Here is a 23104-nt window from a genome sequence, read left to right on the forward strand (position 1 = left end):
TGGTTCCATCTCCTTGTGTCAGCCTTCTACGAGTGGCTGCCTGACCTATTCTTTTGCTACCGTGCCACGAATCTTCACGCAACGTAAGAACCGACATGATACGTGAGCCGCATGGCAGGCCATGAACAGAGGCAGGATCATAAGCATGATAATACACGTGTGGCCCATAGCTGGCAGCCACAGCTACGCAAAACTGCAATGCGGGCGGTCAATAATACCAGCCGTAATTGGTAAAAACGGTCTAACCACGCACAAGCGTGAAGGAGACCTGTGCACACCGGTTGGCCATTTCACTCTCAGAAAAGTGTATTATCGCGCAGATCGGATAGAACCGCCCGTTTCGGCCTTACCCGTTGTTCCCATGACGCAGCATGATGGCTGGTGCGATGATCCAACGTCCCTCTTCTACAATCAATTCATCACTTGCCCGCACCCTGACCGGCATGAGGCATTGTGGAAAGAAGACCACGTTTATGATCTCGTGGTTGTTATTGGCTACAATGATGATCCACCCATAGCCGGGCACGGTTCTGCCATCTTCATGCACCTGCAACGGCCAGAACGCACACCCACGGAAGGGTGTGTGGCATTAACCGAGCAGGATTTACGCGCGGTGCTGGCCTCAGGAGCCAAAGCCATTACCATTCATGCCCCCCAAGAGTGACCTCGCTAAACTGGCTGAGATGCGGCTGTATCTGACGGTGGCGGCATTAGACCAATAGCCACAAGACCAACCCAGAAGGGAGGAGACGCATCATCCTCCAAAGACACAACGGTAATGGCTGCCCCCTTCTGAATCATCAGGAAAATGAGAAAATCACTACTTTCCTTAAGCAGGCGGTCTTTGTTTTCTTCCGTTATGTCCTTGGCGACAAAACGCCAGCCCTGTTTGATTAGAGTTTCGAGTAGCGTGAAATTCCATCCCGGTTGACCTAGAAGCTTTCCCCTCGCTTCGCGGCTGATGCCACGGTACTGGTCAAGTCGGGCGATGCCGGGGCTGACCTGATAAACACGTTGATGACCAAAATGGGGGGCCAGATGGGCGCAGACCAAGCCGTTGTAAATGGCGTCTGGGGTGGCGGCAATCAGGTAGTCTGCCGGGCGCTCTTCCAAGCTCTCGGCTCCCTCTTCCGATAGCACTTCTGTGCAAAGAACAGGTACCCCGGCTTTTTGTGCCGCGATCAGGTCCCGAGCCGAACTGTCCACCAGGAGCACTGGAGTTCCTACTTCATGAACGACCTGCGCAAGCTGGGTGGACCAATCGTTTGCACCGACAATGGCCAGAGCAGGCTGATCAGACAGTGTTAGATGCAATTTCCGTCCCAGCGGAATAAGGGAAAAGCCATGCAGGATCATGGTGGAGGCGATAACGGCAAAAACAGCGGGCATGACCAGCCCAGCACCGGGGTAACCTGCGTCCTGCAACCTCACTCCCGCAATACCGGCAACGGCTGCGGCAACAATACCGCGCGGAGCAATCCACCCAACAAAAAAACGTTCCCGCCAGCTAAGGCTGGACCCCATGGTAGCCAGCCAAATTCCCACAGGCCGCACAAGGAATAGAACGGCCAGAGTCAGCCCGCCAATCGACCATGAAATGCTGGCCAGTTCATTGCGCTGTAGGTCTGCCGCGAGCAGAACAAACAGGACAGATACAATCAGAACAACCAGCGCCTCCTTCATGCGCTGGATTTCGCCCATGCCAGGAATGCGTAGGTTGACCAGCCCCATGCCAAATACGGTGGACGCAATAAGGCCCGCACCATCCATGCTTAATGTGCCGATAACATACAGTATAAGCGCCAGTGTGATGAACAGCGGCATCTTCATGATTTCGGGTATAAGGTCGCGGACGCATAACCAGCGGACGCACCATGCTGCGCCCACTCCCAGCCCGATCATTAGAGCGGCACTGGCCAACATGTGCGGTACTATTGCGGCAAAGACCGTGCCCGACCCTTCATCTGGCTGCATTAGCAGTACTTCCAGCACCAAGGTTGCCAGAATAGCGCCTACGGGGTCGTTGAGTATGGCTTCCCATCGCAAAAATGCGGCAATACGGGGCTTGAGCTTGGCATGTCGCAACAGAGGCAGCACAACAGTCGGACCGGTCACCACAACAATGGAACCGAACAGAAAAGCTGGCCCCCAGCCCATGCCACCGATGTAATGCGCCGCGAGACTACCAAGGCCAAAGTTAATGGGGAGCGCCACAAGGGTCAGGCGTAAAACGCCCTCCCCAGCCTCTTTCAACTGCCGGAAATCAAGCGCAAGCCCACCTTCAAAAACAATAAGGGCAACGGCAAGAGACACCATTGGATGAAAGGCCGAGCCTATCATTTCCGACGGGTGCATGACCTGCAACACCGGGCCATAAAGCAGCCCAAGAGAAAAAAGCAGGACAATAGCGGGTAACCTGAAGCGCCATGCCGTCCATTGTGCGAGCATACTGCCGCCCAGCACAAAAAAGACAAACAGAATTACACTATCGGTCATGCAGATCTATCTCTTGGTCAGATGTGAGCCATGGTCTTTTACGCATATGGCACAAAAGCATGACAGTTATACATCAAACCAAGAGGATAGACCTTAAAGAACCTTAGAAAATATTCTTTTTATGGAAAATAATCAGGATTCAGCCACCTGACGTTCCAGAACAGCAGCAAAAAAACCGTCTGTTTCGTCTCGTGCCGGTGTCAGGCTGATCATGCTTTTGTCCCGCAGGCTATCTGGCAATGCGGGAGAACCCGATGGCACAAGGCGGAAGTCTGGATGCCGAGCCAGAAACAGTTCAACCTGCCCCGCATTTTCTGCCTTAAGTAAGGAGCAGGTCGCATAGATCATGCGCCCTCCCGGCTTAACCAACGCTGCGGCGCGATCCATGATGACGGCCTGTTTGGCCAGAAGTTCATCCAGATCGACCTGTGTGGTGCGGAAACGGGCGTCCGGGTTACGGCGCCATGTGCCTGTGCCACTGCATGGTGCGTCCACTAGAACACGGTCAAAGGAGGCCGCGCGGCGCTTAGCCCATTTGTCGCCTTCAGTCAGTAAATGGCGTTCCACATTGTGGACCCCTGCCCGACGCAGCCTTTTTACAGCACCTTCCAGACGGACGGCAGAAACATCGCAGGCAACAATGTGGCCTTTGTTTTCCATCATCATGGCCATGGCCAGTGTTTTGCCACCAGCGCCAGCACAATAGTCCAGAACGCGCATACTGGGCTCAACGCCTGCCATCGCGGCAACCAGCTGACTGCCTTCATCCTGAATTTCTATCAGACCATCCCGAAAAGGCTTGCTGGCCGTAACAGGCTGCCGCCCTTCCAACCGCAGCCCCCAAGGGGAGAGCTTTGTTTCCTCTGCGTGGAGACCCTCACGAGCCAAGGCATGCATGGCTTCCGAGCGGGTAGAGCGCAGCATGTTGATCCGCAAATCCAAAGAGGCTGGCTGCGCCATGGCCTGTATTTCGGTTTCAAGATCTGCGCCAAATGTTTCTTCCAGTTTAGGAAGCAGCCAGTCGGGCACTTCTAGCTGAACGGCCCGTGGCATTTCAGCACATGACAGGTCCTTGCCGACCAGCGCCTCAAGGGTGCTTTGTTCCTGTTGATTTAAAGCACCAGCCGCAAAGCGACCGCCTCCATACATGGAAATCAGCTTTTCCATGGGAGTGCGGTCAAATACCAGTTGGGCGCCTGCCAGCATACGGGGGCAGGCCTCCCCCCCATTCTGCTCAAGCCACCATCCCAACCTGCGCCAGTTGCGCATGATGTCCCACACAAGGCCGGAAATGGCACGCCGGTCGCCGCCGCCAATGTAGCGTCTTTCTCTGAAAAAGCTGTTGGCAACGGCATCCGCTGGTTTGCGTGGTGCCGCCTCCATAGCCACCAGCAGGTCAATGCTGGCAGCAAGTCTGGCAGTAGGTGTCATAAAAGCAGATCAGTCCTGACGGTAATTAGGGGCTTCACGCGTGATGGAAACATCATGCACGTGGCTTTCTCGCAGGCCTGCCCCGGTAATGCGGCGGAATTTGGCCCGTACCTGAAGGTCGCTGATCTCGCGCGAGCCTGTGTAGCCCATGCCTGCTTTCAGCCCACCGACAAGCTGGTGGATAACGGCAGCCATGCTCCCTTTGTAAGGCACGCGGCCTTCAATCCCTTCCGGCACCAGCTTGAGTGCGTCTTTGACTTCCTGCTGGAAGTAGCGGTCAGCCGAACCGCGCGCCATGGCGCCAAGGCTGCCCATGCCACGGTAGGACTTGTAGGAACGTCCCTGATACAGGAACACCTCACCGGGAGCTTCTTCCGTGCCCGCCAGCAATGAGCCAATCATCACCACGTCGGCGCCAGCCCCAATGGCTTTTACAATATCGCCCGAGGTGCGGATACCACCGTCAGCAATGCAGGGCACATCCATTTCCTTACAGGCAAGGGATGTTTCCAGAATAGCGGAGAACTGCGGCACGCCCACACCAGCAACAATACGGGTTGTGCAAATGGAACCCGGACCAATACCGATTTTAACACAGTCAGCACCGGCCGAGACGAGCGCCCGTGCGGCTTCTGGCGTGGCAACGTTCCCCGCCACAACCTGAATTTCATCATCCAGCGCCTTGAGGCGTTCGACCGCAGCTAGCACCCCGGCGGAGTGTCCGTGGGCCGTATCGACCACCAGCACGTCCACCCCTGCGTCAATCAGCAGTTTTGCGCGGCTGAAGCCTTCTTCCCCCACACCGGTTGCAGCAGCGCAGCGGAGGCGTCCCATGCTGTCCTTGATAGCCAGAGGATGCGCAACCGCCTTATCCATGTCCTTGACGGTGATGATGCCGACGCAGCGATCTGCATCGTCCACAACCAGCAGTTTTTCAATGCGATGTTTATGCAGAAGCTGGCGGGCCGTATCCCGGTCCACACCATTTTTGACTGTGACCAGACGATCCTTGGTCATCAGTTCGGAGACCTTCTGGTTGGGATCAACAGCAAAGCGGGCGTCACGGTTGGTGAGAATGCCGACCAGCTTCTGCGTGCCGGGCTGCACCACAGGCAGACCGCTAATGCCGTGGCGGTGCATGATCTCGCGCACTTCTGCCAGCGTCTGGTCTGGCCCAACGGTCACAGGGTTAACGACCATGCCGGATTCAAAGCGCTTGACCCGGCGGACATGTTCCGCCTGTTCTTCCGGCTTCAGGTTCTTATGGATAACACCTAGGCCGCCCTGTTGCGCCATGGCAATTGCCATGCGCTCTTCCGTAACCGTATCCATGGCGGAGGAGATGAGAGGAATGTTGAGTTCGATGGAGCGCGTCAGGTGCGTGCGCACCATTGTCTGACCTGGCACGACATCGGAAGCAGCCGGAACGACAAGAACATCGTCAAACGCCAGAGCTTCTGTAACGCGGCTGTACGGGGAGGAAGTCATGCAGCGGGCACCCTTGCTGAATTACAACGTGGCGGGTTAACCCAGAAGCAAGCAATGCCATAGGTCACCCGACCTTTGGCGCTTCCTCTTATGACTTTGGCTGGGTAAACGCAAGCGTTTAACGCCATTATGCTGCATGTTTTTTAAAAAGTGTTTTTGATGCGGTGCATGACGTCAGGCCCGACAGGCGTACGCGTGCCGGGGTATCTGACAATCGTGAGGCAATAATGCGGGGCCTTACTTGCAACTAGGCTGGTTGCGGTTCAGCCGCGTTTTTGGGCGCAGGAAGATCACTTTCTGGCCATGGCTGGCGATCATGCCATTTGCTGCTCCCGCGTCGCGCTCCCATGCGCTCAACAGAGTAACGCGCCAGCGTTCGCGCACGGCTTCACGCCAGCGGTCAGATGTCTCTGCCTGCGTGGTCTGGGCTGCCTGATGAACATACATGCGTGATCTCCCTCCCCCATGCTGTGCCTCAACTCTACACCGCTAAAAATGGCTTGGGGTATGATCGTTTTGTGACGTGTGGCTGTTCTTTAGTACCCATCGCTATGGGCGTTCGCTCTGCATGAAAGATCAGCTCCATTTTCCGGTTTGAACGTGAGCACAAAGCACGCCATACTTTTGGCCATGATCAATCGGCTTTCATGTTTACTGCTCAGTCTGGCAACGCTCCATTTTATGGTCTCTCCGAAGGCATGGGCCACGGATGATGTATCTGGTGCCCATGTCGGTGGCACACTGCGCGTTCTTGCGCAAAGTGATGCGGGCACACTCGACCCGCAGATATCCTACGTTGCCCTGACCAAAATGTTTGAAACGCCAGTCTATGACACTCTGCTGACGTACCCCAAATTTTCAGGCTCGCAGGCTCAGCCGGTTATTCCCAATCTTGTGGAAGCCGTTCCTGTGCCGGAGGATGATGGACGCACGTATCGCCTGACCCTGCGCAAGGGGTTACGTTTTTCCAATGGCAAACCCGTAGGGGTGGAGGACGTGGCCGCTTCATTCCGCCGCCTTTTCAAGGTGGGGAGCCCAACGGCTGGACCGTATTATGGCGCGCTTGTTGGTGCTCAGGCCTGTCTGGAAAATCCGGGAACATGCACGTTGGCGGGTGGCATAGAAACAGACCCTGAGACCAGGCAGATCGTCTTCCACCTCACAGCACCAGACCCGGAATTTCTGGATAGGCTGGCATGGTTGCACTCCGTCATTTTGCCAGCGGACACACCAGCGCACGATATGGGGAATACGCCCATAGCTGGCACAGGCCCTTACCGCATAGCGGAGTATGATCCGACTTCGGTTTTGAGGCTTGAGCGTAATCCGTATTTTCATGAATGGTCGCACGATGCTCAACCAGCGGCTTATCCTGATGAAGTTAGGGTATCATTCGGTCTGGATGCTGAATCTGCCGTAACGGCCGTAGAAAATGGGCAGGCTGACTGGATGTACGAAAACGCTCCTTTGGACAGATTGGGGGAAATAGGCAGCCGTTATGCCGAACAGGTGCATATGTACACGCCTCTTCTCTCCTATTTTGCCATGTTGAATGTCCATGAAGCGCCGTTTACATCCCTCAAAGTCCGGCAGGCTTTGAATTATGCGGTCAACCGACATGCAATGATCATTTACCGGGGTGGGCCTGCGGTCGCCTCTCCCCTGTGCCAGATTTTGCCCAGCGGCACACCGGGTTATGAGCCATTCTGTTTTTATACGTTAGGCGCGTCTCCATTTCGCCCGATGAAAGAGTGGCTTAAACCGGATATGGAAGAAGCGCGGAAACTGGTGCAGGAAAGTGGAATGCTGGGGCAAAAGGTTACCATTATTGTCCCATCAGAACAGCATGGAAGCGCAACTGCCGAGGATATACGTAATACGCTGCAAATGTTGGGGTTTAAGGCAACAGTAAGGAGTATAAGTCCGGCAATAGCCTTCACCTACATTCAGAATACACAAAACCATTTTCAAATTGCATTGGCCGGGTGGAATGCCGACTACCCATCTGCATCTAGCTTTTTGCGCACATTGTTCTCGTGCCAGACATTCCATCCAAATTCAGATAACTCGCCCAATTATTCAGGGTTTTGCGACCCGAAAATTGATCAGCTTATGGATAAAGCGGCCATGCTGGCGTTGACCGATAGAGCGGCCAGTAACCACACTTGGGCAGAGGTTGATAGAGAAATTATGAAACAGGCCCCGTTTGTTCCTCTGTCTCAAACGCAACGGGTTGTTTTGTTTTCCAAGCGCGTCAAAAACATCATCACAACCTTGAATGACGAAGTTATCTTTTCACAAATTCAGGTAAAATGATCTGGCTCTTTATGAAGCTGCCTGCTGAACTTCCCTTACAGTATCATGAATAAATCGTAGTTTGGTCCGCACACCATCCGTGATGACAAACGGGTAAAAATCCGCCAACCCCATGGATCTGTTCAGACTATTAACTGCGTAAGTTAAGGGGAGCCATGCTGCTATAATGTCATCAAACGGCATAAGCAGGTAAGGGTCGCTTTTGTGTGTCAGGGTAGCCTGACCATCAACAATCGGGCCTATGGTCATATCATAAGACAAAGCGGTTTCGAGTGTTGAGACAATATGGAAGTAATGCGCCCATGTTTCCGCAAAATCTTCCCAAGGGTGAGACATAGCGTAAAGGCTGACGTAGTATTCTCGCCAGTTGTTTTGTGGCAAGCGGGCATAGTGCCGTTGTAACGCCGCCTGATAATCCATACGGTCATCACCAAATATGGCGCGGAATTTTTCCAGACGTCCACCATCCCGAATAAGGACGTTCCAGTAATAATGGCCAATCTCGTGCCGGAAGTGCCCTAATAGGGTGCGGTAATACTCTCCCATTTCTACGCGCATACGTTCTCTGTACGCATCATCGGCTTCTTTGGTTGCTATTGTAATCACGCCGTTGCTATGGCCCGTCATAATGGGAGCGGCGCCATCTGGTGAATCATCTAGAAAATCGAATACAAGTCCTTCCTGCGGGTCCTGCCGACGATTTTTTATAGGCAGCTTTAAACGTAGAATAGTATAAAAAAGACGGTGTTTTGCAATTTCCAGCTTACGCCAACGTTCCATATTCCCCGGTATGTTCAGGTTGGGAATAACCCGATTGAACTGGCACGCAAAACAGAAGTCAGAATGCTCTTCCGTGGGGGGAACAAGCCAGTTGCACACATCGTAGGCATGATTGGAGCAAAAAGTGCGGAGCGCCGTATTCCCGCAGCCTCTTACAGGACGCCATAACCCTCCCCCTTGCGGAGCCAGAGCAGAAAGAATGGCGTGCTCTGGCATATAGCCCAAAGGGGCTTTGCATTGATCGCATCGCGCATCTTCAAAATGGAGTAACTGCCCACAGGACTGGCAGGTAAAGCGTTTCATCCTGCACTTCCTTCCCGTATTCAGCGTGACCGGTCCTAGCTGCAGCGTATCATGTAAACAGGCGCTCTACCTGCATGGAAACATTAAAAGTCGCCTCACACCGATCCAGTAGGCCAGAAACAGGTGCTGCGCTTTCCGGGTTAGCTGCCACAGCGAGGGGAATATGTCCCTCGCCTGTCAGGCGGCCTGAAGTTGTATCAAACCCCAACCACCCGCGTTCTGGTATGAAAATCTGCGTCCATGCGTGTAAATCACCGGTCAACACATCTTCACCATTGGATGTGGTTGCACTCTGAATAAGATACCCTGAGACAAAACGGGCGGCATAGCCCAGTTTTCGCGCTAGATTAACAAGCAGCCATGCGCTGTCCCGACAGGAACCGGCGGCATTCCTCAATGTTTCTTCCGGGGACCATACCCCCGGTTCCATCCGCCGCTGATAGCTGATTGTTTTGGCAATGGCGCCGTTGAGCGCCAACATGTTCTTTAACGCATCATCGGTCGCGCAAATGGGGTGAGATGCCAAAAACTCTTCGATTTCTGGCCCCAAAGGAGGGCAAGCCAGATAATCATCCAGCAAAACGCCGTCCTGCCCCTCAATCAAGAGAGGCTGGCGCAGCGGGTCATAAGCGGTCATATCCGCTACAAGCGAGACCTCAATATCAAAATGTGTCAACCGACTGGGAAAGCCGACACAGGCAACATCGTTGCCACAACAATCACGCTCCCATGTCAGATTAAAACCTTCTGGCTTAATGTGCAGATCATAGGATTCAATGGGGGTACGGCTTCCAGCCATGGGGCGTAGCCGTATTGTCTGCGGCCCCATGGTGACGGGGCGGTCATAACGGTAACAGGTCCGGTGCAAAAGCGTTACGTATGAACTCATAAATAAAACGGTCCTGCTGGTTATCCGCCATAGACTGTTATCATATCATAACAATAAATTGACGCGAAATCATAGCATTCTGTGCAATGTACGCAAGGAACCCATACGTGTTTGCACCCGCAGAATATGAGCGCACATTTTATGCTTGGCAAACGTTGAAAATCCTGCTCCGTTAATACGAATTCGAAACGTTTTGGCGTGAAGGGCGGCTCCGAGCCAAGGTCACTCCGCCAGATGGGAGGCTTTTATGACCAATGCTTTACACCTTGCCCCCTCCCCCACCCACGGATTGTTGGACGATTACAAGACCCCGGATTTTTTTTGCGAACTCATGAATCGTAAAGCGCCGTATCCCCCACTTGTAGAATGTATAAAAAAACGTCTGTCTGCCTTACAAATACAGGAACTTCAGAAGCGGACAGATTCAGCGGAAGCACAACTGTACAGGATGGGCATTACCTTTACGGTTTATACAGACCGAGAGGCGATCGACCGTATATTACCTTTTGATGCTATTCCGCGCGTCATTACAGCCAGCGAATGGCAGCATATTGAACGAGGTGTTCAGCAACGTATTCAGGCGATCAACCTCTTTTTGCACGATATTTACCATGAGCAGCATATTCTAAAGGATGGTGTTGTACCATCTGAACTTGTGTTGAAAAATGCAAATTACTGTCAGGCTATGGTTGGTTTGGCCGTGCCCGGCGGTGTTTACGTGCATATTAATGGCACAGACCTTATCCGCGACCAGCAGGGGCGTTTTCTGGTACTGGAAGATAACGCTCGCACCCCCTCAGGGGTCTCCTATGTCATAGAAAACAGACATATGATGCTTCGCCTCATGCCGGATCTGGCATCCGGGTTGCCCATCAGATCCGTGGAGGATTATGGTCTGCGGCTCCATCGCGCATTGTGCGAAGTCGCGCCACAAGGTGTGGACGATCCACGCATTGTTCTGCTTTCTCCCGGTATTTATAATTCCGCTTATTTTGAACATGTCTTTCTATCCCGCGAGATGGGTGTCCCTTTAGTGGAAGGTAAAGACCTGTTTGTGGAGAACCATAGGGTGTTCATGCGAACCGTTATGGGGCCTAAGCCTGTTCACTCCATCTACCGGCGTCTTAATGATGAGTTCCTCGATCCGCTCGCTTTTAACCCAGATAGTCTTTTGGGCGTGCCGGGGCTGATAGAAGCCTATCGGCGCGGGAATGTTACACTGGCCAATGCATTGGGTACCGGCGTTGCGGATGATAAGGCCATTTATGCCTATATGCCGCGCATTATCCGTTATTATCTGGATGAAGACCCTATTTTGGAGAGTGTGGAAACACACATATGCGCCGAACCAGAAGGACTGGCTTATACTTTGGCCAACCTCGACAAGCTTGTGGTCAAACCAGTGGGAGAATCTGGTGGTTATGGACTGTTGATAGGACCGCAGGCAACACCTGCCCAGTTGGACGAGTTCAGGCAGAAATTACGGAGTAATCCGGGGAACTACATCAGCCAGCCAACCATTGGCCTTTCTGTTACCCCCACGCTCTGTGGGGATACCATAGAGGCCCGACATGTGGACCTTAGACCGTTTGCTGTAACGGGGCGGTCTGTATGGGTTATGCCCGGAGGGTTGTCCCGTGTCGCACTCCGTAAAGGGTCTCTGGTCGTTAATTCGTCTCAGGGTGGTGGTTCAAAAGATACGTGGGTCATGGCGTCATGATGATTGTTTCCCCTACTCCTCTTCTTTCCCGCTATGCAGAATGCATGATGTGGCTCGCGCGCTATATGGAGCGTATGGAAAATCTGGCCCGCCTTTTGGAAGTGACCGAAACTTTTGTGCGTAATGCCGAAGGGCAGACCGCATGGGATTCCATTCTGGCGATTAATTCGGATGAAGCCATATTCGAGCAGATTTACAACAATGCCCAACATGGGGAAATTGTGCCGTTTTATGTAACGGAGACACGTAACCCCGGCTCTCTGGTTTCGCTTGCTCAGGCGGTCAGGGATAATGCGCGTGCGGTTCGTCCTCTTGTCTCCATTGAGTTATGGACGCAACTCAATGTCTTTTCCCGAAATATACTGAACCTCAAAAATGAGGATATGTCAGCCCATAACCTCGCTGAATTATGCACACGCGTACGACAGGATTGCCAGGCCCATTTTGGCATAGCCGAGGGCACGCTCTATCGCGATCAGGCTTGGTTATTCTATCGTCTCGGCAAGGCTCTCGAGCGGAGTGACCAGATTACACGCCTGATCGACATTCGTTACCATATGCTGCTCCCTAGAGCGGAAGTTCCCGGTTCGGAAATTGATATGACGCAGTGGACATCCGTACTGCGTTCAGCTGCGGCTTATCACGCATTCAGGCGATTGCGCCCTGTCACGTTAACCCCGGCCAACATTGTCGGCTTTTTGCTCAAAAATGACGGCTTCCCACGGTCTCTCAGCATCAATTTACGTCAGATTGATGAGACGCTGACACACTTGGCGGCGCATGAGAATTTACGCCAACTCTGCGCGCCCCTTCTGGAATGTGTTGCTGAATTACGGGCTAGCTTGCTGGATCAGACAGCTGAAGAGATCATTATTCGTGGGTTGCATGATTATATGGACTGGATACAGGGCCAGCTCAGACATTTACAGAACGCCATTGCAGCAACGTTTTGGCCAGTTGCAATTTATCAGGAAAGCCCATCAGAGAGCGTAGTCAGACAGGAGCAGAGCTAAAGAGGCCGGTTCCACGGTCAGTGCAACCGATAAAAATCGGTTTTCAGGGGCATCATAACCTCTTATGCTGCTTACCAGTTATCAAAGGGCATCAACTTTTCAGCATTCGAGGCGCAAAATGATCAGAAAAAGTAGGGTTTCAAAAGGGCTCCTGCTCTCCTTACTCGCTGTGCCATTTTGTGCTGGTGTTCAGTTGACCTGTAACCCTGCACACGCGGCTTTGTCGCAAGGTGCCAATGCCCCGGATTTTACATTGCATGGCGCTCTTGCGGGCAAGCCAATCCTTTTTTCTCTTAAAGCGGCCCTCGCTAAAGGCCCGGTCGTGCTTTATTTTTTCCCAGCGGCCTTTACACCGGGCTGCACGCAGGAAGCGCATGATTTTGCAGATGCGGCTGACCAGTTTCAGTCAGAAGGCGCTACCCTTGTTGGGATAACCGCTGGGAACATGGATAGGGTTGCTGAATTTTCCAAGGTGGAATGTCGGGACCGTTTTGCTGTTCTGGCAGACCCGGGTGCATTAACTGCAATCCTGTATCATTCCGTGAACACTGACCATCAGACCCTCCTTTCTCAACGCACGTCCTATGTCATTGCGCCAGACGGAACTATTCTGTTCAGCTTTACGGGTAATGACCCGGAACAACACGTTACCAAAACGCTTGAGTCTTTAAAAAATTGGCAAAAGGGTAAAATACAAGAAGAGAGTAGAAAGTAAATTAATTAGAATTCATTTATGCTTCTGCAAGCTAGTTGATGCCTGCGTAACGCGTAAACCCTGATGATTTATATTTGAAAAGTTTTCATGAATCCGTAATATCTGGAGCATGAACCACAAACAAAAAATGTTCGGCCGGCGGCTCTTTGGCTTTTCTCTCGTCGGGATTGGTCTGGCATCCCCGATTAATAAAGCTTTGGGGGACACCGCTCCCCCTCCCGCGCCCATTCCCAAAGCGGCACTGCCAAAGGCTAATCCAGAAAAGGCTGCCAACAAATCGGGGCCACGTATCCTGTGTTATGTGGGAGGGTACACCCGCTCTGGGCCAGCGGAAAGTAATGCTGCGGGCATTACTCTTTTTGAGATGAACCCCAAAAGTGGTATCTTAACGCAGTTGGGCCAAGTGACGCCCGCGGATAACCCATCGTTTCTTACACTATCGTCCGACCAGAATTACTTATACACGGTTAACGAAATAAGCGATTTTGAGGGTGGACATACGGGGTCGGTCACAGCCTTCAAGCTTGATCGTCGCACCGGGGTCCTAACGCGACTGAACGTTGTCAGCAGTGGTGGCGCTGATCCCGCTCATCTCAGTGTTCATCCATCTGGGAAATATCTGTTTGTAGCGAATTACACTGGTGGCAGCGCCGCTGTCATACGCATTCAGGAGGATGGGAGCCTAGGGTTGCTGACGGACCTTATACATAACACAGGCCCCAAAATGCCAGAAAGGGCGACAGACAACCCACCTGGTAATTATGCAGTCAGTGACCATTCTGGGGCCCATGTACATATGGTGCAATCTGACGTAAGTGGGAAATTTGTGCTCGCTTGCGATGCGGGTCTGGACCGTGTGTATGTATGGCTGTTTGATGAGGAAAACGGCACATTAAAACCAGCAGAAAAACCTTGGCTGACTATGGAACCGGGTTCCGCCCCTCGTCACTTCTGCTTTAGCCATGATGGTAAAGTCATTTATATTCTGGGTGAGCAGGATTCACGCGTGGTTGTAGCTGACTACGATCCGCAAACTGGGGCCATGCAGGTTAAACAAACAGCCTCAACTGTTACGGCTCAGTTCCGTGGCAGTACTTTGGCGGCCGAGATCATTCTTCATCCAACAGGAAAATTTCTCTACGTTACCAATAGATTAGGGAACGCTATTGCCTGTTTTAAGGTCAATGATGATGGTTCGATCACGCTATTTGATGAAGTTTGGGAACATGCAGATTATGGACGGGCCTTGAGCTTTGATCCGTCGGGTAAATTCGTATTCATTGCTAACCAGCGGAGTGATAGCATTACATCGTTCCGTGTTAACACAGATACCGGCACGCTTGATTTTACGTGGAACTTTGTTCCAATCGGCACACCAACTTCTTTTGCATTTACTGTAATTGATTCTGTGTAATTACTCATAAAACCGCGCTGCATGTTTAAGTGCAGCGCGGTTTTTCCCTTTATTTATAAAGACCATCAAAAATTCCACCGTCAGAAAAATGCTCTTTTTGCAGCTTGGTCCACCCACCTAAACTCTGCACATCAAATGTATCCACTTGAGGAAAGAGTGCTTTGTTTTCTGCCAAAACGGCCGGATCAACAGGGCGGAAATAATGTCTGGCGCCTATTTTCTGCCCTTCTGTTGTAAACAAAAAGTCCAGATATGCCTGAGCTACTTTTTCAGTACCATGCGCCTTAACATTTTTATCAACCAAAGATGCTGGCGGTTCTGCCAGAATGGTCTGGGACGGCACAACAATATCAAACTGGTCTGGCCCAATGTCGCGTGTGGCTAGCAGAGCTTCATCCTCCCATGCCAGCAAAACATCGCCCAAATTACGCTGTACAAAACTGTTTGTAGCACCGCGAGCCCCCGTATCCAGCACAGGCACATGTTTGAACAGCTCTTTGAGGTAGGCTTTTGCCGTCTCGGGTGTGCCCCCTTTCTGGTGGAGTGCCCACCCCCAAGCCGCCAGATAATTCCAGCGTGCGCCACCGGATGTTTTAGGGTTGGGAGTAATAACCTGCACACCGTCGCGGATCAGATCGGGCCAGTCATGAATGTTTTTTGGGTTCCCCTTCCGGACGAGGAAAACAATGGTACTGGTATAAGGTGTGGCGTTATGAGGCAACCGGCTCTGCCAGTTCTCCGCGATCAAACCATGCTGCGCCAGCAGATCAACATCGTAAGCCAATCCAAGCGTTACAACATCCGCCGGTGCACCTTCTAGCACCGACCGCGCCTGTGCTCCCGAACCGCCATGTGCCGATTTGACGCTAACCGTATCTTCCGGATGATCTTTGTGCCACGTCGCTGCAAAAGCCTTGTTAACATCAGCGTAAAGTTCACGAGTGGGGTCATAAGAGACGTTGAGAAGATGGTAGGACTCAGCGTGCCCAGCCGAAGCCTGAAGCCCTACCAGAAGCGACACCCCCAATAGACCGGTAACCTTGAGAACAGCGCGACGGATATTAGAAAAGCTTTCATGTTTCATAGGCTTGTTCCTTAATAATGCAGTCAGATTAGAATGCGGCCTGAACACGACCAACAACAGCATTGCCACTCCGCCCCAACAGATCAGCGCTCATGCCGTTATAGCTGGAAACGCTGAAGTGAGCGTAATCAAGCATGACCTTGATGTGTTGATTGGGGTACCAGTTAACACCGCCCTGCCAGACAGTCTGCTTGTCTCCGGTTTCACCGTTTTCTTTGATGCCTGTTGATGCCATTGTTGTTGTGCCTGAAGTGCGAAGATCCGTCACACTCCAACGTCCGCTGATTTCCAGAGCTCCCCAGTGACCTTTGGAGGGGTCAAAGTCATATTCAACACCCGGCGTTGTAAACGCGCCAATTTTTTCATTATAAGCGCGCGCATGACCCAGAAGTGTATAGTTGGCCGCTACATACCAGCCATCAAAACCAATGGATGGCGCGTTAATGCTTGAAGCGACATTATCGTGCTGCACACCAATGTGGTAATATTCACCTTTAAGTAGGAAGCTCTTGTAACGGAAAGCAAGCTGTGGGCCTGCCGCCCAGATCTGCGCAATGTTGGTCAATGCGCCAGACGTTAACAGCTTGGTCTCGCCCAAAGGAATTTCCATGTTGTCACTAAAGGTATATTGCCGCCCTTTGGAAGATTCGTTGACCTTGAAAGCTGTAGTCGCGCCGACCCCGACATGCACATCAATATCTTTGGAGACATAAGGGCGGCCCGTAGCCCGGAATACAGCACCAGTTTGGCTATCGACTATGCTTGAATCCGTGTTGCGATCACCAAACTTCTGTCCGGTAAAATACCCGGATACCAACCAGCGTTTTTCGTAGTGTTCACCGCCAATGCTAAAGCGCGCAACCCCACCTGCAATATTACGCACCAGATCAACAATGGTTGGACGTTCCAAAAATTCAAAAGCCCCAGAACGTTCAGCACTTTCTTCTTCCATACGGGGTTGGAAGTAACCGATTGTCAACGTCGTGTTATGCAGGCCTGTGTAATTAAGGTTTGCTTCAAACAGACCCACTGCACCGTCATTGTTACTGTTGCCAAAGTCGGGCGTTACGTTTACGACCCAGTCTTTATAACGCCATGAAAGATAAAGCCGCAGACGGCGTGCGTTTTGGGTGAACTTATTAAAGTTGCCAGCTGCTTCGTTTCCACGCTGACCAACTCCCATAAATCCGCCAAAGTCTTCCTGTGCCAGCAGACCTATGGAGAAAGCATAGGCTTTATCATCCGATGCGATTGTCGGCCGGCCTTTGGGGAAACCAATCTTGATTCCACCAATATCAACGTTTTCGTCCTTGGCTGTCGCTGCCTTGAACGAACTCCACGATTGAACCGGACCTTCGGGCAGTGCAATCCGACTATCACTGGCACTGCGTGGCCCGTGGTTTACAGGGACAACCGGGTCCTCCCGGAATACAGGTTGAGGTTCGTCCGCGCCACCTGCCGTTAGGGTATGATGCGACCGCAACACTTTGTGGTTTTGCTGTATTGCGACATGCTCATACTTATCCACCCGAGCCTGAAGGCGGCGGATTTCCCCCATCATCTCACGGTGCATTTCGGCAATTTCCCGCCGCAATGCAGCATTTTCAGCATCCGAAGATGCTGCATTCGCCATAAATGGAAAAAAAAGGCTCGAAACTGTTGTTGTTAACAGAACACTTGCCCGAACAGACACCGCCATAAGTTCCCCCAAAAACTTAAAAACTGTATATTTTTATTACTTATTTTCCACAAAACAGATTATATCTTGTTTTGGAAACGCATCATTTAGTCCGCAGTAAACACATCATCACCCACCCTTGTAGATAATGCTCATCTAAAACACAAAATATTACGGAAGAAGAATATTGCGCATGAATACAGACACCCTAAAGGTAGCCTGTATTCCGCTCATATCAGTCAGATTACACTCTGATTGTGTTGTGCAAACGTGGTTTGAAACTTTCTAATGACAGACGTCCGCAGGTCCTGCCCATCGGGGTAACGTTTGTTATGCAGGCTTTGAACGCTTTCATGCGCAGCATAAAAACGGCGGGTCTGGCGATCTTCTTCAAGAATAATCGCGCCTACGAATGTGCCATTGATTTCAATAATACGGGATTCAAACATGACTTTAATCCTTCCAGGCAGTAACTGACCCAGAAGGTAATCAAAACCGACTGGTCAGAGATTAGGTATTTTCTGCTTCACGACATCGGACAAGCCGACACATTCGACCAGACGGGTTCTGCATCCTGTATGCTCCTTGTGTGTCACGCATTTAACGTGTGATTTCGTATCACCCATATTTCCACGCCAGTCAATTATATAATTTCAAAAATCGTTCTTTTTTTATATCACGATAAATTATGTTATTTAAGTATGTAGGCTAGGCCTGCCGCCTACCTTTTCAATAGTCATAGCTCTTCCCTGGTTCGGCAGCCTGAAAGCAGGCTGTGCTTATTTTAGCCGATAAAAGTGCGGCTTGCAGAGCTTTCTGAGGGGCCAGAATAGCCTCATCAGTTAGCTGAAATGTTCCCCAATGAATTCCTAGCGCCTGCTTGATATGCATGTCTTGATAAATACACACAGATTCATGTGGATTGATATGCTGATCCGCCATAAACCAGCGCGGTTCGTATGCCCCTATGGGAATTAGCGCAACATCTGGAGCGCCGTGCCGGGCATACAGGGTGCGAAACAGTGCACCATCGCCATAAGCTGTGTCCCCCGCAAACCAGAGTTTTTTATGGGGAAAATCCAGCCAGAAACCAGCCCACAACGCCATGCGGCGGTCAAGTAAGCCACGAGCAGACCAATGCCATGCGGGCGTAAGCGTTACATTGAAGTTTGGAAAAATTGCGAACCGTTCATACCAGTCCCCAGCAAGGATACGAGCATGTGGAACTGCTTTTCTGATTATGGTGTCATTCCCCAAAGGCATGACCATGAAGGGGTGATGGGCGCTTTGCAAACGTTTGAGCGTCGGAATATCCAGATGGTCGTAGTGATTATGGCTTATAAGAACGACATCAATCGGTGGGAGGTCTTCAAAAGCTATTCCCGGCGGGGTGACCCGTTTAGGCCCGATGAAACTAAAAGGACTGGCCCGCTCTGACCAGACTGGATCGGTAAGAATATTAAGGCCAGAGGCCTGTATAAGCAAAGATGCGTGCCCAACCATGGTAATACGCATGGTATCCACACGCTTCTCTGGCACGGCTGTTTTAACCGAAACAGAAGAAGGCCACTGTGCTGGGTGGGATGTACGGCGCCAACGCCATATCTCTCGCCACGAACGGTCTGTAGACTTTTGCCCAGGATTAAAAAAACGTACTCCGTCAAAATGGTCGGAGGAAGGGCCTGTATAATAACGGTTACGGGTCATAGCGCACAGTATAGCTTATGCGACCAGATCTGGAGATTAAGCCAGACCTGATATCGCTATATAATGGTCAGTTCTGCTGCGATTTTAACGCTGCATCAATTTCCAATGCACGACGAGCCATTGCCAATGCCCCTTCCCTGCTGGCTGCTCCACAAATAAACCGCGCAGGATGCGCAAAAATTGCATCTGGAATGCCAGACACCTCGGCCAGAGCTTTGCCATCAAGCCCGCCCCATGCTTCCGGCAAGGAAATACGTTGGCCAAAAGCACCCCGTTCAGGCGGAATGGCTTTGACGTTCCACTGCCCACTTCCTGTTGGGGAGACAACGTAAATAACAGGCAAATCATGCTCGAAAATAACTTTTTCGGTTGGCATCCCTGTGTCCATGACCAGAATACGTTTATCTTCAGCGTTTTCGTAGGCCGCCAGAACACGATCTGTCGCTTTCAGGCTGGCACGAACGCGGTCAACAGTGTTGACCAAGTGGGATGCAACAGCAGTGGCCGCATTGGCAAAGCCCAGTGTCTCGCGCCGCTTAGCCTCTTCAGGACCGTGGAGTTCGGCTGTATCCCATGGTGGGCTACACGCAGACACGATATCGGCCAGCGAGAGCTTGCCCATTTTGGCAACACCGTTGTCATCCTGATCGATGGGAATAACCAGAGATTTGTCTATGCTCTGCCAGATTGCGGCTATTGTTGCGTCATCAACCTGCGTTCTAACCAGATTGCGGATGGCTGCTTTACCATAATCTTTCCAGAGCAGTCCCGCTGCGCTGTATGGGGTGCCGTCTTCGCGCAGGGGCTTGTTCTTCATATGGTGGTCATAGCGCCCCTTGGGCGGGTCATAGATACCACCAACATCAAATACGATATCTGCAGCCTGAATTTTTTCGGGGTCGCGGGACCGCTGGAATTTCAGGCAATCATCCGGCACATCCCCCAGAATACGGGCCCGCAAGTCCCCCATTGGTGTAAGTGCGTAATGCAGCACGACATAACCCAGTGTTTCATCAAGATGAAAGTTGCCTGAATGGGTTAATGCTGTCGTTGTTGTTGCCTCATGACCGAGACCAATAGGGGTATGTTCTGGCATTGCTTAAGACCTGATGCAGACTGTGAAGGGTAAGAATTTATAAGCCTTCTCATGCCGCACAGCCCGGTATCAGACAACCGGCTTCATCATAATATTCTGCATATATTTGGCTTTAATGGGTTTGGTTGCTTCTTAAAGAGCCCACTGCCACCACCCACCATGATAATCGCATGGTGGGTGGTGGCGAGCAGCTATGCTGGCCTTATGGCTTGATAACAGCACAGGCCACTCGGTCTCCTGCCCCACCAATAGGTTGGCTCTGATAATCATCAGGGTGTGCATGAATAACAAGGGCGGAACCATCGGAATCCAGAAGGGCCGGACGTTCTTTGCTGGTGTTCAATGCTACCAGAGAGGAATAAAGTTCCACTGTGGCGGTGCCATCAGCAGCGACAAAGATGTTAGGCAGGTCCCCATCATCATTGGCATTGGAATTCAACAAGCCATGTAAGACTGGAGTTGTAGCATGAACATGCGGTCCCGCACTGGTGAACTTCGGTGCCTCGCAACTTCCTTTATCGTGGAAGTGCATCCCATGCCAGCCAGGGGTTAACCCCTTTGCTTCCACCCGCAATAGAACACCTTTTGGAGCATCTGTGACTTGAATGGAGCCATGTGGCGCACCGTCTGTACCCACCAGAGTGCCTGCGGCCGTGTCGGCCGCATAAGCCAGTGATGGCAGTAAGGCTACCGCACACGCGAAAAGAGCAAAACGCCCCGAACGAACTCTAACCACTCTGCACGTCCTTTCAGACAAAAATGATGACCATACGCCTACCACGCCAGAACAAAGATGGCATAAGCATATGAGCTTAGAGGCTTTATTCCCACATAAACAAGGCCATGGCCCCATGTAGTGTGCTCATCGTTGCCTCTTGGATAAACCAGAAAATATTTTCGCAAACCGGATGCTGTTTACTATTCACGCACAATACTGCTGCGTAAACGCGCTTTATCACGCATCGGTTTCACCGTTCCCAACCAAGAAACCAGATGCCTTGGAACCGCGCAAACAGAACGTGCACACAACATTGTGAGCTAGAGCGCATCATACTGTTCTTCTGATAAAGTCAGTGATGAAACCCTAATGAAGAACCTACACGGACGTAGGACTGTATTCGAATTTTGTGGACAGGCAGGGGTTTTATCAAGAAGATCGCCTAATAAAGAAAGAACAGGGTGGCCGGTCCAGATAATGCATACGACATCAGTTGTTCTACTATTGCTCCTTATAACAGCCGTATCAGGACCGGTTGCAGGTCTGTTGCGGCTACCATTGCCGCTCCTCTTGATTGCTGGCGGTGTGGTTGCTTCACTTCTTGGCCTTAGTATAGATTTTGAGCCAGATACCTTTCTTCTGCTGTTTATTCCTCCTCTTCTTTTTTCAGATGCGTATCTTATTCCGCTGCGCGATTTTCGTGCATTGCGTTGGCCCATTCTGTTGCTGGCAGTCGGGCTGGTCATTTTTAGCACTGTTATCGGCGGTTACTTTATTCATTGGTTACTGCCTATGGTGCCACTGGCAGCTGCTTTTGCGTTGGCTGCCATTCTTTCACCTACTGATGCCGTCGCTGTTGGCGGCATGATAGATGAAGAACGTGTTCCCCGAAGATTTTTACATGTTCTTCAAGGCGAAGCCTTGCTGAATGATGCTTCCGGCCTCGTCTGTTTCAAGTTTGCAGTGGCTGCCACGTTAACGGGCACATTTTCAATCACGCAGGTCTCTTTAGGGTTCGTGATGGTTTCCATCGGAGGTATTCTTGTTGGAACATGCCTGACGTTTAGCTTCAATTTTGTGAATCGCATTCTTTCCCGTCATGGTTTTGACGAGCCAACTACACAAATTACGCTTATGACCCTTCTACCATTTTCTGCTTACCTTCTGGCAGAATATCTGGAAGTTTCAGGCATACTTGCAGCCGTGAGTGCCGGATTAAGCCTGAATCAAAGTCGTGTATTTGGTTCAGCACAGACAGCCACCCGTCTGCGAGGCAGTGCTGTGTGGGAGATGATTACTTTTGTTTTCAATGGGTTGGTGTTCCTGCTTCTGGGGTTACAACTGCCAGATATAGCGGAACAGGGTGTCTCCATTGCCAATCAGGCGGGTGATAGCACATGGTCACTTATAGGCACGATTGTATTGCTAACAGCTGTTTTACTATTGCTCCGGCTGGTCTGGATCTTTTTGGTCAACTGGTCGCGCTACATCATAGCAAAAGCCCGCCGCCTTACGGCCATCAAAGTGTCGTTGTTGGAAGCCACGGCCATGACCATAGGTGGTGTAAGGGGCGCTGTTACATTAGCCGGTATTCTCTCACTCCCCATTGCCGACGGCGCACTTCCAGAGTTTCCCATGAGGGATCTGCTTGTAACTTTTGCTGCGGGGGTCATCATTACTTCTCTTCTGACCGCAGCACTTTTATTACCAGCACTCAGCCGCACCCTTCGGCATGAAGGAAGTAACCCGATAGACAGGGAAGCAGACGAGGTCCGCCGCCTGCTGGTGTTGGAAGCCATTGCTGAAATGGAACGCCAATCTACTCTGGTTACCAAGCATATGGACGAAGGTGTTGCGCAACAACGTGCCGAAGTCACAGCCGCCCTTATTGCGGAATACCGTTTTCGGCTGCGGTTGCTGGAGGACACGTCTGAAGAACGACACAAGGACGCCACGACGCAAGGTAAAGATATGGCGCATCAGGATTTGGCTTTGGCTAGACGCCGGTTTGAAGCAGCCTTGCGCCTCCATTTATTACGTATGGAGCGCAAAGCCTTGGTGCGTATGCGTTATGAAGGGCTAGTGAGCGATGAGACTGAAAGGCTATTGCTCCGAGACCTCGATCTGGAAGAAACCGTGCTGTCTGGTAGCGCCCGCGCTTTGCCACGACGACTGGACCATACCGACGAACCCAAAAATACCAGCCCGTTATTTTATACGGGCTAATGGTCTCCCGCCATCATGCCAACATTTCCA

19 protein-coding genes are annotated in these 23104 nt (G+C 51.5%); 7 read left to right on the forward strand and 12 right to left on the reverse strand.

The features are described from left to right. The first annotated feature begins 145 nt into the window (after positions 1-145). Positions 146-664, forward strand: coding sequence for a L,D-transpeptidase family protein (locus AGA_RS08480; RefSeq protein WP_059023856.1), 519 nt, complete (start codon positions 146-148; stop codon positions 662-664). 5 nt (positions 665-669) lie between these two features. On the opposite strand, the gene AGA_RS08485 is transcribed toward AGA_RS08480, so the two are convergent. The 4 genes from AGA_RS08485 to AGA_RS08500 form a co-directional block, all read right to left on the reverse strand. Further along, positions 670-2496 carry a cation:proton antiporter gene (locus AGA_RS08485; protein WP_059023857.1) on the reverse strand — a complete coding sequence of 609 codons (1827 nt, stop codon included), beginning with the start codon at positions 2494-2496 and terminating at the stop codon, positions 670-672. Positions 2497-2628: 132 nt separating this feature from the next. Continuing rightward, a complete protein-coding gene (locus AGA_RS08490) occupies positions 2629-3927 on the reverse strand; it encodes an RsmB/NOP family class I SAM-dependent RNA methyltransferase (protein ID WP_059023858.1) in 1299 nt (432 codons plus the stop codon). A gap of 9 nt (positions 3928-3936) precedes the next feature. Further along, entirely contained in the window at positions 3937-5415 is a 1479-nt protein-coding gene (gene guaB, locus AGA_RS08495; protein ID WP_059023859.1) for an IMP dehydrogenase, read from the reverse strand. 237 nt (positions 5416-5652) lie between these two features. After that, the gene (locus tag AGA_RS08500) at positions 5653-5862 is read right to left on the reverse strand and encodes a hypothetical protein (protein ID WP_059023860.1); all 210 of its coding nucleotides are present in this window, start codon (positions 5860-5862) and stop codon (positions 5653-5655) included. A 234-nt stretch (positions 5863-6096) separates the two neighbouring features. On the opposite strand from AGA_RS08500, the gene AGA_RS08505 reads away from it, so the two are divergent. Beyond that, complete coding sequence (locus AGA_RS08505) at positions 6097-7731, forward strand: ABC transporter substrate-binding protein (protein ID WP_231945754.1); 1635 nt, start codon at positions 6097-6099, stop codon at positions 7729-7731. Between the two features lie 9 nt (positions 7732-7740). Here the strand turns inward: AGA_RS08505 and AGA_RS08510 are convergent, their stop codons facing one another. Next, positions 7741-8814, reverse strand: coding sequence for a zinc-binding metallopeptidase family protein (locus AGA_RS08510; protein WP_059023861.1), 1074 nt, complete (start codon positions 8812-8814; stop codon positions 7741-7743). 49 nt (positions 8815-8863) lie between these two features. Further along, complete coding sequence (locus AGA_RS08515; protein WP_059023862.1) at positions 8864-9703, reverse strand: transglutaminase family protein; 840 nt, start codon at positions 9701-9703, stop codon at positions 8864-8866. 247 nt (positions 9704-9950) lie between these two features. Between AGA_RS08515 and AGA_RS08520 the strand changes: the two genes are divergently transcribed. The 4 genes from AGA_RS08520 to AGA_RS08535 all read left to right on the forward strand — a co-directional run bounded on the left by AGA_RS08520 (position 9951) and on the right by AGA_RS08535 (position 14565). Next, a complete protein-coding gene (locus tag AGA_RS08520; protein ID WP_059023863.1) occupies positions 9951-11423 on the forward strand; it encodes a circularly permuted type 2 ATP-grasp protein in 1473 nt (490 codons plus the stop codon). Next, positions 11423-12436, forward strand: a complete 1014-nt coding sequence (locus tag AGA_RS08525; protein ID WP_059024774.1) for an alpha-E domain-containing protein — start codon at positions 11423-11425, stop codon at positions 12434-12436. Before AGA_RS08520 ends, AGA_RS08525 begins: the two co-directional genes overlap by 1 nt. A 64-nt stretch (positions 12437-12500) precedes the next feature. Continuing rightward, positions 12501-13151 carry a peroxiredoxin gene (locus AGA_RS08530; protein WP_197556472.1) on the forward strand — a complete coding sequence of 217 codons (651 nt, stop codon included), beginning with the start codon at positions 12501-12503 and terminating at the stop codon, positions 13149-13151. Between the two features lie 127 nt (positions 13152-13278). Next, positions 13279-14565 carry a lactonase family protein gene (locus AGA_RS08535; RefSeq protein ID WP_373319914.1) on the forward strand — a complete coding sequence of 429 codons (1287 nt, stop codon included), beginning with the start codon at positions 13279-13281 and terminating at the stop codon, positions 14563-14565. Between the two features lie 49 nt (positions 14566-14614). Here the strand turns inward: AGA_RS08535 and AGA_RS08540 are convergent, their stop codons facing one another. The 6 genes from AGA_RS08540 to sodC form a co-directional block, all read right to left on the reverse strand. After that, positions 14615-15649 carry a sulfate ABC transporter substrate-binding protein gene (locus tag AGA_RS08540; protein WP_059023866.1) on the reverse strand — a complete coding sequence of 345 codons (1035 nt, stop codon included), beginning with the start codon at positions 15647-15649 and terminating at the stop codon, positions 14615-14617. 28 nt (positions 15650-15677) lie between these two features. Continuing rightward, positions 15678-17348 carry an OprO/OprP family phosphate-selective porin gene (locus AGA_RS08545; RefSeq protein ID WP_059023867.1) on the reverse strand — a complete coding sequence of 557 codons (1671 nt, stop codon included), beginning with the start codon at positions 17346-17348 and terminating at the stop codon, positions 15678-15680. A 218-nt stretch (positions 17349-17566) separates the two neighbouring features. Further along, entirely contained in the window at positions 17567-17776 is a 210-nt protein-coding gene (locus AGA_RS08550; protein ID WP_059023868.1) for a hypothetical protein, read from the reverse strand. Positions 17777-18056: 280 nt separating this feature from the next. Continuing rightward, entirely contained in the window at positions 18057-18830 is a 774-nt protein-coding gene (locus AGA_RS08555; protein WP_231945755.1) for an MBL fold metallo-hydrolase, read from the reverse strand. Positions 18831-19101: 271 nt separating this feature from the next. Beyond that, positions 19102-20130, reverse strand: a complete 1029-nt coding sequence (locus AGA_RS08560) for an MYG1 family protein (protein ID WP_059023870.1) — start codon at positions 20128-20130, stop codon at positions 19102-19104. Positions 20131-20332: 202 nt separating this feature from the next. Then, positions 20333-20866: a superoxide dismutase[Cu-Zn] gene (gene sodC, locus AGA_RS08565; RefSeq protein WP_059023871.1), complete on the reverse strand. Its 534-nt coding sequence runs from the start codon at positions 20864-20866 to the stop codon at positions 20333-20335. Between the two features lie 459 nt (positions 20867-21325). Between sodC and AGA_RS08570 the strand changes: the two genes are divergently transcribed. Further along, positions 21326-23074 carry a Na+/H+ antiporter gene (locus tag AGA_RS08570; RefSeq protein ID WP_172793732.1) on the forward strand — a complete coding sequence of 583 codons (1749 nt, stop codon included), beginning with the start codon at positions 21326-21328 and terminating at the stop codon, positions 23072-23074. The last annotated feature ends 30 nt before the right edge of the window (positions 23075-23104 follow it).

Source organism: Acetobacter ghanensis (genome assembly GCF_001499675.1).
In the GTDB taxonomy this organism is placed as follows: Bacteria; Pseudomonadota; Alphaproteobacteria; order Acetobacterales; family Acetobacteraceae; genus Acetobacter; species Acetobacter ghanensis.

Coding starts and splice junctions, on each gene's coding strand:
- AGA_RS08480 (WP_059023856.1), top strand. CDS start 146: ATGATAATACACGTGTGGCCCATAGCTGGCAGCCACAGCTACGCAAAA.
- AGA_RS08485 (WP_059023857.1), bottom strand. CDS start 2,496: ATGACCGATAGTGTAATTCTGTTTGTCTTTTTTGTGCTGGGCGGCAGT.
- AGA_RS08490 (WP_059023858.1), bottom strand. CDS start 3,927: ATGACACCTACTGCCAGACTTGCTGCCAGCATTGACCTGCTGGTGGCT.
- guaB (WP_059023859.1), bottom strand. CDS start 5,415: ATGACTTCCTCCCCGTACAGCCGCGTTACAGAAGCTCTGGCGTTTGAC.
- AGA_RS08500 (WP_059023860.1), bottom strand. CDS start 5,862: ATGTATGTTCATCAGGCAGCCCAGACCACGCAGGCAGAGACATCTGAC.
- AGA_RS08505 (WP_231945754.1), top strand. CDS start 6,097: ATGGTCTCTCCGAAGGCATGGGCCACGGATGATGTATCTGGTGCCCAT.
- AGA_RS08510 (WP_059023861.1), bottom strand. CDS start 8,814: ATGAAACGCTTTACCTGCCAGTCCTGTGGGCAGTTACTCCATTTTGAA.
- AGA_RS08515 (WP_059023862.1), bottom strand. CDS start 9,703: ATGAGTTCATACGTAACGCTTTTGCACCGGACCTGTTACCGTTATGAC.
- AGA_RS08520 (WP_059023863.1), top strand. CDS start 9,951: ATGACCAATGCTTTACACCTTGCCCCCTCCCCCACCCACGGATTGTTG.
- AGA_RS08525 (WP_059024774.1), top strand. CDS start 11,423: ATGATTGTTTCCCCTACTCCTCTTCTTTCCCGCTATGCAGAATGCATG.
- AGA_RS08530 (WP_197556472.1), top strand. CDS start 12,501: ATGCTGCTTACCAGTTATCAAAGGGCATCAACTTTTCAGCATTCGAGG.
- AGA_RS08535 (WP_373319914.1), top strand. CDS start 13,279: ATGTTCGGCCGGCGGCTCTTTGGCTTTTCTCTCGTCGGGATTGGTCTG.
- AGA_RS08540 (WP_059023866.1), bottom strand. CDS start 15,649: ATGAAACATGAAAGCTTTTCTAATATCCGTCGCGCTGTTCTCAAGGTT.
- AGA_RS08545 (WP_059023867.1), bottom strand. CDS start 17,348: ATGGCGGTGTCTGTTCGGGCAAGTGTTCTGTTAACAACAACAGTTTCG.
- AGA_RS08550 (WP_059023868.1), bottom strand. CDS start 17,776: ATGTTTGAATCCCGTATTATTGAAATCAATGGCACATTCGTAGGCGCG.
- AGA_RS08555 (WP_231945755.1), bottom strand. CDS start 18,830: ATGGTTGGGCACGCATCTTTGCTTATACAGGCCTCTGGCCTTAATATT.
- AGA_RS08560 (WP_059023870.1), bottom strand. CDS start 20,130: ATGCCAGAACATACCCCTATTGGTCTCGGTCATGAGGCAACAACAACG.
- AGA_RS08570 (WP_172793732.1), top strand. CDS start 21,326: ATGCATACGACATCAGTTGTTCTACTATTGCTCCTTATAACAGCCGTA.